This window comes from Streptomyces cyaneus (genome assembly GCF_004028635.1).
Classification (GTDB): Bacteria; Actinomycetota; Actinomycetes; order Streptomycetales; family Streptomycetaceae; genus Streptomyces; species Streptomyces cyaneus.
On sequence record NZ_RQJW01000005.1, the window covers coordinates 24,193 to 38,549 of the forward strand.

Consider the following 14,357-nt stretch of genomic DNA (forward strand, 5'->3'; position numbering starts at 1 on the left):
CAGCCCCGCGCAGAGCTTGTACGGAAAAGGACGCCCAGAAGTTCGATCTCGTTGCACACGCCCGCAGAAGCGAACCGGATCACAGTCGAATCACAGGATCACAACGGCGCCGTGCGCCCGGATGTGCGCCATGTGTCCCGGTCAACCCATGAACAAACCTTTCGCCACAGAGATGAACCGGATGAGGTGAAACATGTCCCACATAACGGGCGTCGAGTTGACAGTGGAGGTGCAAACCGCTGTCCTTGTGGGCATGCTCGCGAACTTGGCACTCACCTCGACCCGCACCGCCGGGTCCCTCGGTGCTGCCCACGTTCGCTGTAGCTGTTGTTGCTGTTCCAGCTGTTGAGCCACACCTGCTCCAGCTGTAGGTCGAGTCGGCCGCGACTCGGCTTCCGTTCCCTCTGACCACTTTCACTGAGGAACCACCGCACCCCATGAACAGCGACAGCGACCTCCAGATCGCCGGCGACATCCTCGAAGTCCCGCACCTCCTCCAGGCTCCGCGCGAGCACCCGGCCACCGTCGCCGAGTTCGTCGGCCTGGCCCGCTCCATCGCCGCCGACCGCGCCCAGTGGGAGCACCTCGTCCGGTACGACGCGACCACGCGCTGGTACCACCGGCTGCGCACCGGCCCCGGCTACGAGGTGTGGCTGCTGTCCTGGGTGCCCGGACAGGGCAGCGGACTGCACGACCACGGCCGCTCCTCCGGCGTCCTGACCGTCCTCGACGGCACGCTGACCGAGCGCACGGAGCGCGGTACGCGCGTGTTGGAGGCGGGAGCGCAGCGCGTGTTCGCCCCGGGCTACATGCACGAGGTCGTGAACGACGCGCTGGAGCCGGCGGTGAGCCTGCACGTGTACTACCCGGGCCTGACCGAGATGCCGATGCACGCACCGGCGGCCTGCGAGGCTCGTATCGAGCCGAGTCCGGTGACTGCCTGACCCGTTGTCGTACCCGCCTGCAAGACTTGCTCCCATGCGCATTGTGGTTCTGGCAGGCGGCATCGGTGGTGCCCGGTTCCTGCGCGGTCTGAAGCGGGCCGCGCCGGACGCGGACATCACGGTCATCGGCAACACCGGGGACGACATCCACCTCTTCGGGCTGAAGGTCTGCCCGGACCTCGACACGGTGATGTACACGCTCGGCGGCGGCATCAACGAGGAGCAGGGCTGGGGCCGGGCCGACGAGACGTTCCATCTCAAGGAGGAGCTCGCGGCGTACGGCGTGGGGCCGGAGTGGTTCGGGCTGGGCGACCGGGACTTCGCCACGCACATCGTGCGGACGCAGATGATCGGCGCCGGATACCCGCTCAGCGCGGTGACCGAGGCGCTGTGCGACCGCTGGAAGCCGGGCGTCCGTCTCATCCCCATGACCGACGACCGCGTCGAGACGCATGTCGCGATCGAGGTGGACGGCGAACGCAGGGCCGTCCACTTCCAGGAGTACTGGGTGCGGCTGCGCGCCTCGGTACCGGCCGAGGCGATCGTGCCGGTCGGCGCGGAGCAGGCCAAGCCGGCGCCGGGCGTCCTGGAGGCCCTCGCCGAGGCGGACGTCATCCTCTTCCCGCCGTCCAACCCGGTCGTCTCGGTCGGCACGATCCTCGCCGTGCCCGGCATCCGTGAGGCGATCGCCGACGCCGGGGTGCCGGTGGTGGGCCTGTCCCCCATCGTCGGGGACGCGCCCGTGCGCGGGATGGCCGACAAGGTGCTCGCGGCGGTCGGCGTGGAGTCGACGGCAGCGGCGGTCGCCGAGCACTACGGCTCGGGACTGCTGGACGGCTGGCTCGTCGACACCGTCGACGGGAGTGCCGTGGAGCGGGTCGAGGCGGCCGGTATCCGCTGCCGGGCCGTACCGCTGATGATGACCGACGCCGACGCGACCGCGCAGATGGCCAGGGAAGCCCTGGCCCTGGCGGAGGAGGTGCGGGGGGCTTGAGCGAGATGGCTGCCGACGGCTACCGGGTCTGGGCCGTCTCCGGGATTCCCGAGATCCAGCAGGGCGACGACCTCGCGAAGCTGATCGCCGCCGCCGAACCCGGGCTGGTCGACGGGGATGTCCTCCTCGTCACCTCGAAGATCGTGTCCAAGGCGGAAGGGCGCATGGTCGAGGCGATCGACCGGGAGGCCGCGATCGATGCGGAGACCGTACGGGTCGTGGCTCGTCGCGGCGCCCTCCGTATCGTCGAGAACCGGCAGGGGCTCGTGATGGCCGCCGCCGGGGTCGACGCCTCCAACACCCCGGCCGGGACCGTGCTGTTGCTGCCCGAGGACCCGGACGCGTCCGCGCGGGCGATCCGGGAGGGGCTGCGGGACGCCCTCGGCGTCGAGGTCGGGGTCGTCGTCACCGACACCTTCGGGCGGCCCTGGCGCGCCGGGCTCACAGACGTGGCGATCGGCGCCGCGGGCGTGCGGGTGCTCGACGATCTGCGCGGGGGCACGGACGCGTACGGCAATCCGCTCAGCGCGACCGTCGTGGCGACGGCGGACGAACTGGCCGCCGCCGGTGACCTGGTGAAGGGCAAGGCCGCCGGGCTGCCCGTCGCCGTCGTGCGCGGGCTGGCGCACACGGTCGCCGAGGACCACGGGGAGGGGGCGCGGGCCCTGGTGCGCGGCGCGCGTGACGACATGTTCCGGCTGGGGACGTCGGAGGCCGTGCGGGAGGCGGTCACCCAGCGGCGTACCGTACGGGCCTTCACTGACGAGCCCGTCGACCCCGGAGCCGTGCGACGGGCGGTCGCGGCGGCCGTGACGGCGCCGGCGCCGCATCACACGACGCCCTGGCGGTTCGTGCTGCTGGAGTCGGAGGAGTCGCGGACACGGCTGCTCGACGCGATGCGCGATGCGTGGGTCGCCGATCTGCGGCGGGACGGCAAGAGCGAGGAGTCCATCGCCAAGCGGGTGCGACGCGGGGACGTGCTGCGGAACGCGCCGTATCTGGTGGTGCCCTGCCTGGTCATGGACGGGTCGCACACGTACGGCGACGCGCGGCGGGACGGGGCCGAGCGGGAGATGTTCGTCGTCGCCACCGGTGCCGGGGTGCAGAACTTCCTGGTCGCGCTGGCCGGGGAGCGGCTGGGGTCGGCGTGGGTGTCCTCGACCATGTTCTGCCGGGATGTGGTGCGGGACGTGCTCGGGTTGCCGGAGGACTGGGATCCGATGGGGGCGGTGGCGGTCGGTCATCCGGCGGAGGAACCGCGGGCGCGGCCGGAGCGGGATGCGGGGGCTTTCATCGAGGTCCGCTGATGGGCGCCGCGCGGCGCATAGGCTCGTAGGAACGGTTCGATACAGGGCTCGTAGGACTCCGCTGGTTCCTGCGTTCGTAGGGCTCGTCCGGTTCCTGCGCTCGTAGGAATCCGCCGGTTCCTGCGTTCGTAGGACTCGTCCGGTACCTATGCTCGTAGGACCCCTCCGTACCCCTAGGACGTTGTTCGTGGCAGGACGTTTCGCTCCGCGGCCCACGCGTACGACTGTGCGTGGTGGGCATGTCGCTGTGCCTGCGGGTGTGCCGCGGCAGGCTGTCGCGCCGGCGAAGGTGCGGACGGTGGTGCCGGACGGGCCGCTCGATCTCGGGCTGGTGCTGGGGCCGCTGAGGCGTGGGCCGGGGGATCCGACGTTCCGGGCGATGCCGGACGGGGCGGTGTGGCGGGCCTGTCGTACGCCTGCCGGGGCCGGGACGCTGCGGGTCACCGTGCGGGGTGCCGAAGTGCGGGGCGAGGCCTGGGGGCCCGGGGCCGAGTGGCTGCTGGAGCAGTTGCCGGAGTTGCTCGGGGCCGCCGACGATCCGTCCGCCTTCGTGCCGCGGCATCGGCTGGTGGCGGTGGCTCGGCATCGGCGGCCGGGGTTGCGGTTGACGCGGACCGGGCTGGTGCTGGAGTCGTTGATTCCGTCGATTCTGGAGCAGAAGGTCACGACCGATGAGGCGTATCGGGCGTGGCGGTTGCTGGTACGGAAGTACGGGGAGCCTGCGCCGGGGCCCGCGCCGGGGCGGATGTGTGTGATGCCGGATGCGGGGACGTGGCGGCTGATTCCGTCCTGGGAGTGGCATCGGGCCGGGGTCGACAACAAGCGGGCGTCCACGATTTTGCGAGCGGTACGGGTTGCTGCGCGGCTGGAGGAGGCTGTGCGGATGTCTCCGGCGGAGGCGCAGGCTCGGTTGGAGGTCGTGTCGGGGATCGGGCCGTGGACGTCTGCGGAGGTTGTGCAGCGGAGTCATGGGGCGGCGGATGCCGTGACTGTGGGGGATCTGCATCTGCCGGGGATCGTGGGGTGGGCGCTTGCCGGGGATCGGGATGCGGATGACTCCGTGATGCTGGAGTTGCTGGAGCCGTATGCGGGGCAGCGGCATCGGGCGGCTCGGTTGATTTTGCTGAGTGGGCGGGTTCCGGCTCGGCGGGCGCCGCGGATGTATCGGGGGGATATCGGGCAGTTGTGACGAGGGGCCTGTGCGCTGTGGTTGCCGCCGGAGTTTTCGCCCCCGCCGCCCCTACCCGTCCCGTCCTCCAGGGGCTGCCGCCCCTTCGACCCCGCTCCCTGGGGGCCTGCGGCCCCCAGACCCCCGCTTCGGCCCTGAACGGGCCTCGTCCTCAAACGCCGGACGGGCTGAAGTGCCTGGGCCGGCGCCGGGACGTGACCGTCGACGCCGCGAGGCACAGCCCCCGGCGGGTGGGCGGGGCCAGGGACGGTACGAGCTCGTCCTCAAACGCCGGACGGGCTGAAATGCCTGGGCCCACCGGGGTGGGGTGGGGGCTACAGGTCCGGTGAGAAGCGGAGCGCTCCTGCTGGGATGCGGGCGTCGCACCACACCCGGGCGCCCTCCCTCAGCTCGTTGTCGGCGCCGATTACCGCGCCGTCGCCGATGACCGTGCCGGTGAGGACGGAGCGTTCGCCTACGCGGGCGCGGGTGCCGATGAGGGAGTCGGTGATGATGGCGCCGGGTTCGATGACGGCGCCGGGGAGGATCGTGCTGCCGAAGACGCGCGCCCCCTCGGCCACGAAGGCGCCCTCGCCCACCACCGTGCCGCCGGTCAGCTTGGCGTCGGGGGCCACCCTGGCCGTGGGGAGGATCAGGCGGTCGCCGCAGCGGCCGGGGACCGCGGGGGAAGGGGCACGGCCGAGGACCAGGTCCGCCGAGCCTCGGACGAAGGCCGCCGGCGTGCCCAGGTCGAGCCAGTAGGTCGAGTCGACCATGCCCTGGAGGTGGGCCCCGGCCGAGAGGAGGTCCGGGAAGGTTTCGCGTTCGACCGAGACCGGGCGGTCTGCCGGGATCGTGTCGATGACCGAGCGGCGGAAGACGTACGCCCCCGCGTTGATCTGGTCGGTGACGATCTCCTCGGGGGTCTGGGGCTTCTCCAGGAACGCCGTCACCCGGCCCGTGTCGTCCGTGGGGACCAGGCCGTAGGCCCTCGGGTCCGTCACCTTGGTGAGGTGGAGGGAGACGTCCGCGCCCGTCGTCTCGTGCGTGCGGATCAGCGCCCTGATGTCCAGGCCCGTCAGGATGTCGCCGTTGAAGATGAGGACGGGGTCGTCGGGCGCTGAGTGGAGACGGGAAGCCACGTTGCGGATCGCGCCGCCCGTGCCGAGGGGTTCCTCCTCCGTCACGTACTCCAGGTGGAGTCCGAGTGCGGAGCCGTCGCCGAAGTACGGCTCGAAGACCTCGGCCAGGTAGGAGGTGGCCAGGACGATGTGTTCGACGCCCGCCGCTCTCGCTCTCGCCAACTGGTGTGTGAGGAAGGGGACTCCGGCCGCCCGGACCATGGGCTTCGGCGTGTGCACGGTGAGCGGACGCAGCCGAGTGCCCTTGCCGCCGACCAGGAGGATCGCTTCTGTCACCTGTCGTCTCTGCTTCCTGCCGGGACCGGCCGTACTGTCTTTCGGCCGGCCAGTGTATGCAGACCGTTGTATGCAGACCGTTGCACGCAGTCCGTTGTACGCAGTCCGTTGCCCGGCGGCCTCGACGGCAGCGTGGTACTCCGCCCCCGGCTCAGCGGCCCTGGTAGCGGGCAGCCGTTGCGCGGGCCGTGCCGAGCTTGCGGTAGAGCTGGAGTCCCGGGCACTCCGTGGAGTAGCCGTCCCGGTGGCCGGAGATCACATTCAGTCGTACGTTCTTTCCCTTTCGGTAGAGATTGCCACCGGCGGACTTCAGGTATGTCTTTCCGCGCGGATTGGCCCCGTAGAGGCCCAGTTTCCAAGCCGTGAGGCGGGCCACGGCCTTCACCGCGGCGCGGGTCGGCTTGGTGGAGCCGTAGCTGCCGAGGACGGCGATCCCCATGCTGTTGGTGTTGAAACCGAGAGTGTGGGCACCCAGGACCGGCTTCGCCATTCCCCCGGCGCGTCCCTCGTAGATGTTTCCGCACTTGTCGACGAGGAAGTTGTAGCCGATGTCGCGCCAGCCCATGCTCTTGACGTGGTAGCGGTAGATACCGCGAATGAGCGAGGGGACCTGCGAGCACCAGTACTTGCTGCCGGTCGCCGTGTGGTGCACGAAGGCCGCCTTCACCTTCTTCGTGTAGACGAACTGCCGCTCCCGCCACCCCTCGTTCGCGCCCCAGCCGCGCCGCGTGACGATGCGCGGCCGCGGCCCGATGTACGGCTTCGCCTTCTGCTCCTGCGTCAACTCGTTACCGCGCAGGGCCAGCAGCTCCCGTTCGGTCTCGGCGCGGCCGAGCGCGGGGATCTCGGAGACACCGAGGGGCGCGAGTTCGGCGTTGGCGGCGGAGGCGGCCGTGTCGGCGGCGGAGGCACCGAGGGCCTCGGCGGTTTCGGCGGTCTCGGCCTGCAGGGAGCCGGGGCGGGGGGCGCCGGGGTCGTCCGGCGCGGGGGCGGCTTCGCCGGGGTCGACGAGTTCGAGGCGGAGGCCGGCGGGGAGCGGAGAGACGACGCTGGTGCCGGCCGGCGGGGTCGGGTCACCACTGCCCGGCCCCCGTACGCCCTCCTTGGCGCCGGTCTCGACGGCCTGCGCCGTGACCCGCACCTCCACCGCGTCCGACTCCCCGACCCACAACGGTGCCGTGGAGCCGCGTACCCGGCCGGAGGTGCGTTCGACGCTGCCGGGGTCGGCCGCGTGCTCGCCGTTGTGCGTCTCCACGTCCTGCCAGCCGGACCAGGTGCCCGTGTCGACGGCGCGGGTGCGGACCTGGACGCGGCCGTGCAGTTCGGCGTCCGGGTCGTCCCAGACGACGCCGACGAGGGAGAAGTGCCGTACGTCTCTCGGGGACAGGCCCTCTTCGGCGGGGGCGCCGACGACGCGGTCACGGGCGAGGGGGGTGAGTGGGGCGAGGGGCATCGACTGGGTGCTGCCGGGGACGTACGACTCGGCGTCGCCCTGACGCACCGCCGGCCCGGCCACCGTCTCCCCGCGCGTGGCCGCTTCCGCGCTGAGCGCCGGTCTCGCGGTCGACGCGACGGCGGGTGGGGTGAGCGGGAGGCATAGAGCGGCCGCGCACGTGACACCGATCGAGGAAGCAAGGAATCCACGCATACCCCCGATGTTGGACATATTCATACAAACCTGTCCATCTGGAAGTTGACGGAGTGTCGGTATCCGATTCGCCCGAACCGGTGGCGGCCGGGTGCCCCCAACGGGGGGTGTGCGCCTGCCTGTCCGCGTACGCTTGCGCAGGTGAACGCCACCGATCGCACCCCTGCCGACCTGCTGCGTTCCGCGCTCGCCGCGGATCCCGGACGCCCCCTGGTGACCTTCTACGACGACGCCACCGGGGAACGCGTCGAATTGTCCGTGGCCACGTTCGCCAATTGGGTGGCCAAGACCGCGAATCTCCTCCAGGGCGACCTCGGGGCCGGGCCGGGTGACCGCGTCACGCTCCTGCTGCCCGCCCATTGGCAGACGGCGGTCTGGCTGCTGGCGTGTTCGTCGGTGGGCGCGATCGCGGATGTGGGCGGGGATCCGGCGGCGGCCGACGTGGTCGTGAGCGGACCGGATTCCCTGGAGGCCGCTCGGGCGTGCCGAGGGGAACGTGTCGCGTTGGCGCTACGGCCGCTGGGGGGCCGCTTCCCGCAGCCGCCGGCCGGCTTCGCCGACTACGCCGTGGAAGTACCGAGCCAGGGTGACCGTTTCGCCCCGTACGCGCCGGTCGATCCCGAGGACCCGGCCCTGATCGTGGCCGGCCGAGAGTTCAGCGGCGCCGAGGTCGTCGAACGCGCCCGCGCCGAGGCGCCGGGGCTGGGCCTCACGGGCCCGGGTTCCCGCATCCTCTCCTCCCTCCCCTACGACACCTGGGACGGCCTCAACGCCGGCCTGTACGCGGCGCTGGCAACGGACGGCTCGGTGGTTCTATGCCGCCACCTCGAGTCCCTGGACGAGGAGGCCCTGGCCAAGCGCATCGACAGCGAACGGGTGACGGCGTCAGCCAGGCCGGACCACCACACGCCGTAGCTGCCCAGCCCCCGGCATCAACGCGGGCCCTGCTGGGGGCCTGCGGCCCCCAGACCCCCGCTTCGGCCCTGAACGGGCCTCGTCCTCAAACTCCCCCAGAGGGGGCACCCCCAGACGGGCTGAATTGCCTGGACCGGCGTTGAGAAGCGAAGCCCCCCAGTCGGGTGGGTGGGGGCTGGGGATGGCGCGGTCTCGTCCTCAAACCCCGGACGGGCTGAATTGCCTGGGCCGGGAAGTGACCGTCAGCGCCGCGCGGCCCCCCTCCGGGCGCACCCCCACGGACCCGCACCCGCCCACGGCGGGAAGGGGACGTGCCGGGGGGTGTCCGCCCGCAGTGGCCGGCGTCGACACGCGGGACCTCTCGGATTAAGGGCACCGCCGGTCCGAGGACGGACACCCCCCGGCGCGGCCCCGACCCACCCACCGAACCCTGGGCGCTACGCGCACCCCCACCGAACAGCAACGGGCCGCCGCAGGCATCCCCGCCCCACCGCCGGAGGCAACCGTCACCCATTCGGCCCCCCACCACCCACCCCCCACCCCCCATCCAAGCCATGGTCGTAACAGCAGCCCACACCACACGCACGACGCCATGAGGGGTGGACCCAGCCGTGACCGACACCGCACGCGCGCGCCGGGGGGCGTCGGCCCGTAGGAGGGGGCCCGTACGGCGGTGGATGCGGCGAGGGGCCCTGGGGATCGGGCTGGTACTCGTCGCCGCCGGCGGAGCCGGGTGGGCCGTCTACGCCAAGCTCGACTCCAACATCACGCCCGACGAGGCCGCCGCAGCCGAACTCGCCCGGTACGAGAAGGAGCGCCCCACCTCCCTCGTACGCGACGCCCGGAACATCCTGCTCATCGGGTCGGACTCGAGGGCGGGCGAGGGAAACCGGCGCTACGGCCGCGACTCCGGGACCGAGCGGTCCGACACCACGATCCTGCTGCACCTGTCCGCAGGGCGCCGCAGCGCCACCGCCGTCTCGATACCCCGCGATCTGATGGTGGACGTCCCCGGCTGCCGGCGCGCCGACGGCCGCCGCAGCGAGCCCATGTTCGCGATGTTCAACTACGCCTTCCAGGTCGGCGGCTCGGCCTGCACCGTCCGCACCGTGGAGCGGCTCACGAACATCCGAGTGGACCACCACGTGGTCGTCGACTTCCACGGCTTCAAGGAGATGGTCGACGCCCTCGACGGCGTGGAGATCTGCCTCACCGAGCCCATCAACGACAAGGCCGCCAAGCTCAGGCTCCCCGCCGGCAAGGTGACCCTCAACGGCGAGCAGGCCCTCGGCTATGTCCGCGCCCGCAAGTCCCTCGGCGACGGCAGCGACACCGATCGCATGGAACGCCAGCAACAATTTCTCGCCGCGCTCGTCCAGAAGGTGCGCAGCAACGACGTACTGCTGAATCCGGTCAGGCTCTACCCCGTCCTGGACGCCGCCACGTCCTCCCTCACCACCGACCCGGCCCTGGCCAGCTTGCGCGGTTTGTACGAACTCGTCCGCGGCGTGCGCGACATCCCCACCGAACGCGTGCAATTCCTCACCGTTCCTCGGGAGTCGTACACCTACAACTCCAACCGCGACCAACTCGTGGAGCCCGAGGCCGATCGGCTCTTCGAGCGACTGCGTGTCGACGCCCCGGTGGAAGTAGCCAATTCGCCCGAAACGTCCCATGGAGCTCTGCACACATCTCCGCACAGGAGTTCCCATTCCGGCGATGGGAAGGCAGGCGCCCAGCGCCCCGACGAGCACACAGGGCCCACTCCCCCGGCACCCACCTTCCGCGGTAACACCGCCGCCGAGAACTCCTGTAAGTAAAACGCTCACCAAGTCGGCGAACCCCAGTTCAAAGAAATGGGATGGATTGCCCAGTTGTAGGGAAGTGGAATTTGTCACCGTCGTCGCTTGACGCTGAACTGGGCGGATAGTGTGAGCGATCCGGTGCACCCGGCCGTAGTTAGGCTTGCGCACTGTTTGACCGAGAGACCCGAGCGCCTTGGAGGGGGAAGGCGCCGCGTGGCCCCGACGGAGGAATCAGACAACCGTGGACGCGCAAGGCCGTGGGCGGGCGGACGACATCGACCCCGCAGACCAGTGGGTACTCAATCCGAGCACCGGTGAATACGAACTGCGACTGACCCCTTCCGTTCCGCAGTCGTCGGTTCCCGGACCGCGCAGAGCCGCCTCACGGGCGGGCGCCGCCTCACGGGCCGCCGGCACGAAGGCAGGCGGCGCGGGCGGCGCGGTGCGCAACGGGACCGTGGCACCCGAGACGCGGCCGGCGCCGGGGCGTGAGGTCCCGCCGCAACGCCGGCGCCGGGGGGCCCCGGAGGAGCCGCCGCCGGGGCGGCGCGGTCGTCGGCCGGCGAAGAAGAAGAGCAAGGCGAAGAAGGCCGTGCTCTGGACCGGCGGAATCATGGCGTTCGTAGTCGTCGCCGCGGCGACCGGCGCGTACCTCTACATCGAGCACCTCAACAGCAACATCCAGTCCGTCTCCGACGACGGCGCGAGCACCGGTGGCTTCAGCAAGGACAAGGCCATCAACATCCTGCTCATCGGCACGGACAAGCGCACCGGCGCGGGCAACGACAAGTACGGCGACTCGGGCAGCGCCGGGCACGCCGACACCACGATCCTGCTCCACGTCTCCAAGGACCGCTCGAACGCGACCGCGCTCAGCATCCCGCGCGACCTGATCGTCGACATCCCGGACTGCCCGACGACGCAGGAAGACGGCTCCCAGAAGGTCATCCCGGGCGAGACCGGCCAACGTTTCAACAAGAGCCTCGGCCAGGAAGGCCGTACGCCCAGCTGCACGGCGCGCACGGTCACCGAGCTGACCGGGATCAAGCCGGACAACTTCATGGTGGCGGACTTCAACGCGGTGAAGACGCTGACGACGGCGGTCGGCGGCGTCGAGGTGTGCCTGGGCAAGGACATCGACGACCCCGACTCCCACCTCAACCTCACCAAGGGCGAGCATGTGATCGAGGGCGAGCAGGCGCTGGCCTTCGTCCGCACCCGCCACTCCGTCGGCTTGGGTGGTGACCTGAGCCGGATCGGGCTGCAGCAGCAGTTCCTCAGCGCGCTGATGCGGAAGCTGAAGTCGAACGACACGCTCACCAGCCCGACCAAGATGATCAAGCTGGCCGAGGCGGGCACGAAGGCGCTGACCGTCGACTCCCAGCTGGACAGCATCGACAAGCTGAAGGACCTGGGTCTGGAGCTGGGCAAGCTCAACACCAAGAACCTCACCTTCACGACGGTTCCGGTGATCGACAACCCGGCCGAGAAGGTGAAGGTGACCGTCGTCCTCAACCCGACCACGGCTCCCCAGGTCTTCGAGGCGATCCAGAACGACGTCTCCTTCACCGAGGTCAAGCAGCAGAAGAAGAAGGAAGCCGCCGCCGTGGCCGCCCGGCTGAAGGGCACCAAGTCCGACGCCTCCGAGGTGCGGGTGCGGATCCTCAACGGCGGTGCTGTCGCCGGCAGCGCGTCGTCGACGCTCACCTGGCTGCAGACCGAGGAGGGCGTGACCAAGTCCGAGAACGCGGGCAACGCCCCGGCGACGCTGGCGAAGACGACGCTCGAGTACGCGCCGGACCAGGCGGACCAGGCGCGCCGGCTCGCCGCCATCATGGGGCTCTCCGGCTCCGCGATGAAGCCCGGCAAGAGCGTCACCAACTCCCAGGGCCTGCCCACGATGACACTGACGCTGGGCAAGGACTTCAAGGGTGCGGGCGTGTCCCTCACGGCTCCGACCAAGGCGCCCGACGTGGAGAAGTCCACCGCCGACAAGGTCGAGTGCGCGAAGTAGTACCGGCCCAACGGGTCCGTCCCACAGCCGACTCGGGCTGAAGACGGGCCCGTTGTCGGTACGCAGGATTCGGCTCTGAAACTCCGGCCGGGAACGCAACTGTGCCGCACGCTCGTTGGTCTGACACAGGACGTGGTTGTGTCAGGCGGCGGCCGTGGTTGTGTCAGGCGCCCTTCGTCCGACATGCCGCACGGCCGTGCCGGGCCTGGATTTTGCCGACACGTGGCCAACCCGGTTCGGACACACAGTGGTCTGACATGGTGCGAACCGGTGTCGGACAGGGAGGTCTGACATGGTGCGCTCCGCACCGGACAGGGAGGTCCGGCGCGGAGGAGCGAAGCCATGTCGGGCTAAGGGTGGGGAAGGGCAGAGAGTTGGCGCAGAGCAGTGTGCGAGGGGAGGCCCCCGCTGTGGACGACACCATGTCGCTCACCCGGCAGGCCGACCAGGACACGTCGGCCGACCAGGGCGGCCGGCACGGCGGCGGGCGGCGCAGAGGGGGACGCCGGGGCGGCCAGGGAGCCGACGGCAGGCGCCGCAGACGGCGTGCGCTGCGCTGGTCGGCGACGCTTCTGGCGGTCGTGATACTGGGGACCGCCGGTGCCGGGTACCTGTACTACCGCCACCTGAACGGCAATATCGAGAAGGGCGAACGCAGCAGCGGCGACTCCAAGGCCGAGAAGGCGGAGCCCAACGCCGCCGGGCAGACACCGCTGAACATCCTGCTGATCGGCTCCGACAGCCGTAACTCCGATGCGAACGTGGCACTGGGCGGCAGCAGGGACAACCGGGGCAACCCGCCGCTGGGCGACGTGCAGATGCTCATCCACCTGTCCGCGGACCGCGAGAGCGCCGCGGTAGTGAGTATTCCGCGCGACACCCGGGTCGACATCCCCAAGTGCACCGACCCGGAGACGGGCGACACCTTCCGGGCGACCAACGACATCATCAACACGTCGCTGGCCCGTGGCGGAGCCGGCTGCACCCTGGCCACCTGGCAGAACCTCACCGGGGTCTACATCGACCACTGGATGACGATCGACTTCGCGGGCGTGGTGAGCATGGCGGACGCCATCGGCGGCGTCGAGGTCTGTGTGAACCAGAACGTGTGGGACCGCCCGCTGCCCGGCGTGCCCGGCGGCTCCGGCCTGAAGATGAAGGCCGGCCGGAAGGACATCAAGGGCAAGCAGGCGTTGCAGTGGCTGCGCACCCGGCACGCGTGGGGCAGTGACCCGCTGCGGGCGCGGGCCCAGCACATGTACATGAACTCGATGATCCGCACGCTGAAGAAGCAGAACGTCTTCACCGACGGCGGGCGGCTGATGAGCCTGGCCGAGTCGGCCACGACGTCGCTGAAGGTCTCCGAGGAGATCGGCACCGTGAAGAAGCTGTACGACCTGGGCATGCAGCTCAAGTCGGTGCCGACGGACCGGATCACCATGACGACGATGCCGAACGTCCAGGATCCGCAGAACGCCAACCACCTCATCCCGGCGGAGGGCGCCGAGAAGATGTGGCAGATGCTCCGCGACGACGTGCCCTTCGACAAGAACGGCAAGGGCGGCAAGGGCGGCACGGCCGACAAGAACGGCGACGAGGAGAAGACGCCCACCACCTCCCCTTCGTCCCCGCCGGGCCGGATCGGCGTCACGGTGGTGAACGGCACCAGGACCGACACCCTCGCCCCGGTCGCCGGGCGCGCGGGGGCGATCGCCCAGCAGCTGGTGGGCAAGGGGTTCACGCAGGCGATGCAGGACACGTCACCGGCGGTCTCCGAGGAGCGTACGGTCGTGCGCTACCCGAGCGAGGACCTCAAGGGCGATGCCCAGCAGGTCGCCAAGTCGCTGGGAATCCCGCAGAGTTCGGTGCGCAAGTCCACCGACGTCTCCGGTGTCACGGTCGTCGTGGGCTCCGACTGGCGCACGGGCACCGCGTACCCGAAGGAGTCCAAGCCGTCGGCGGGCAGCCTGCCCAGTAACTCCGACGCCATCAACGGTTCGGACGAGGGGCAGTGCATGGACGTGTACGCGCCCTACCGCTGGTAGTCGACAGCCGACACCGCGCCGACCTGCGGAACCGCCCTCAACTTGAGGGCGGTTCCGCTTTTCTCGGCCAATTGACATTGGTTTCCAGTCATCGGTGAA

Annotated in this window: 10 protein-coding genes; 8 read left to right on the plus strand and 2 right to left on the minus strand. The window is 70.4% G+C overall.

Annotated features, from left to right (window positions below):
• Positions 1-437 precede the first annotated feature (437 nt).
• The 4 genes from EHO50_RS18640 (at position 438) to EHO50_RS18655 (ending at position 4,434) form a co-directional block, all read left to right on the plus strand.
• On the plus strand, positions 438-944 hold the full coding sequence (locus EHO50_RS18640) for a cysteine dioxygenase (protein WP_128431316.1): 507 nt from the start codon (positions 438-440) through the stop codon (positions 942-944).
• 34 nt (positions 945-978) lie between these two features.
• The gene (gene cofD, locus EHO50_RS18645; RefSeq protein ID WP_128431317.1) at positions 979-1,938 is read left to right on the plus strand and encodes a 2-phospho-L-lactate transferase; all 960 of its coding nucleotides are present in this window, start codon (positions 979-981) and stop codon (positions 1,936-1,938) included.
• Between the two features lie 5 nt (positions 1,939-1,943).
• Entirely contained in the window at positions 1,944-3,245 is a 1,302-nt protein-coding gene (locus EHO50_RS18650; protein WP_128432431.1) for a coenzyme F420-0:L-glutamate ligase, read from the plus strand.
• Between the two features lie 187 nt (positions 3,246-3,432).
• Entirely contained in the window at positions 3,433-4,434 is a 1,002-nt protein-coding gene (locus EHO50_RS18655; RefSeq protein ID WP_128431318.1) for a DNA-3-methyladenine glycosylase family protein, read from the plus strand.
• A gap of 314 nt (positions 4,435-4,748) precedes the next feature.
• Here the strand turns inward: EHO50_RS18655 and manB are convergent, their stop codons facing one another.
• Together manB and EHO50_RS18665 are read right to left on the minus strand one after the other, a co-directional pair.
• Complete coding sequence (gene manB / locus EHO50_RS18660) at positions 4,749-5,831, minus strand: mannose-1-phosphate guanylyltransferase (RefSeq protein WP_128431319.1); 1,083 nt, start codon at positions 5,829-5,831, stop codon at positions 4,749-4,751.
• Between the two features lie 151 nt (positions 5,832-5,982).
• On the minus strand, positions 5,983-7,479 hold the full coding sequence (locus EHO50_RS18665) for a peptidoglycan recognition protein family protein (protein WP_128431320.1): 1,497 nt from the start codon (positions 7,477-7,479) through the stop codon (positions 5,983-5,985).
• 141 nt (positions 7,480-7,620) lie between these two features.
• Between EHO50_RS18665 and EHO50_RS18670 the strand changes: the two genes are divergently transcribed.
• The 4 genes from EHO50_RS18670 (at position 7,621) to EHO50_RS18690 (ending at position 14,258) form a co-directional block, all read left to right on the plus strand.
• Complete coding sequence (locus EHO50_RS18670) at positions 7,621-8,394, plus strand: TIGR03089 family protein (RefSeq protein ID WP_128431321.1); 774 nt, start codon at positions 7,621-7,623, stop codon at positions 8,392-8,394.
• A 677-nt stretch (positions 8,395-9,071) separates the two neighbouring features.
• Complete coding sequence (locus EHO50_RS18680; protein WP_128432434.1) at positions 9,072-10,214, plus strand: LCP family protein; 1,143 nt, start codon at positions 9,072-9,074, stop codon at positions 10,212-10,214.
• A gap of 226 nt (positions 10,215-10,440) precedes the next feature.
• Positions 10,441-12,213 carry an LCP family protein gene (locus EHO50_RS18685; protein WP_128431323.1) on the plus strand — a complete coding sequence of 591 codons (1,773 nt, stop codon included), beginning with the start codon at positions 10,441-10,443 and terminating at the stop codon, positions 12,211-12,213.
• A 374-nt stretch (positions 12,214-12,587) separates the two neighbouring features.
• Positions 12,588-14,258 (plus strand): LCP family protein, encoded by a 1,671-nt coding sequence (locus EHO50_RS18690; protein ID WP_425472216.1) that lies wholly within the window; start codon positions 12,588-12,590, stop codon positions 14,256-14,258.
• Positions 14,259-14,357: the final 99 nt, after the last annotated feature.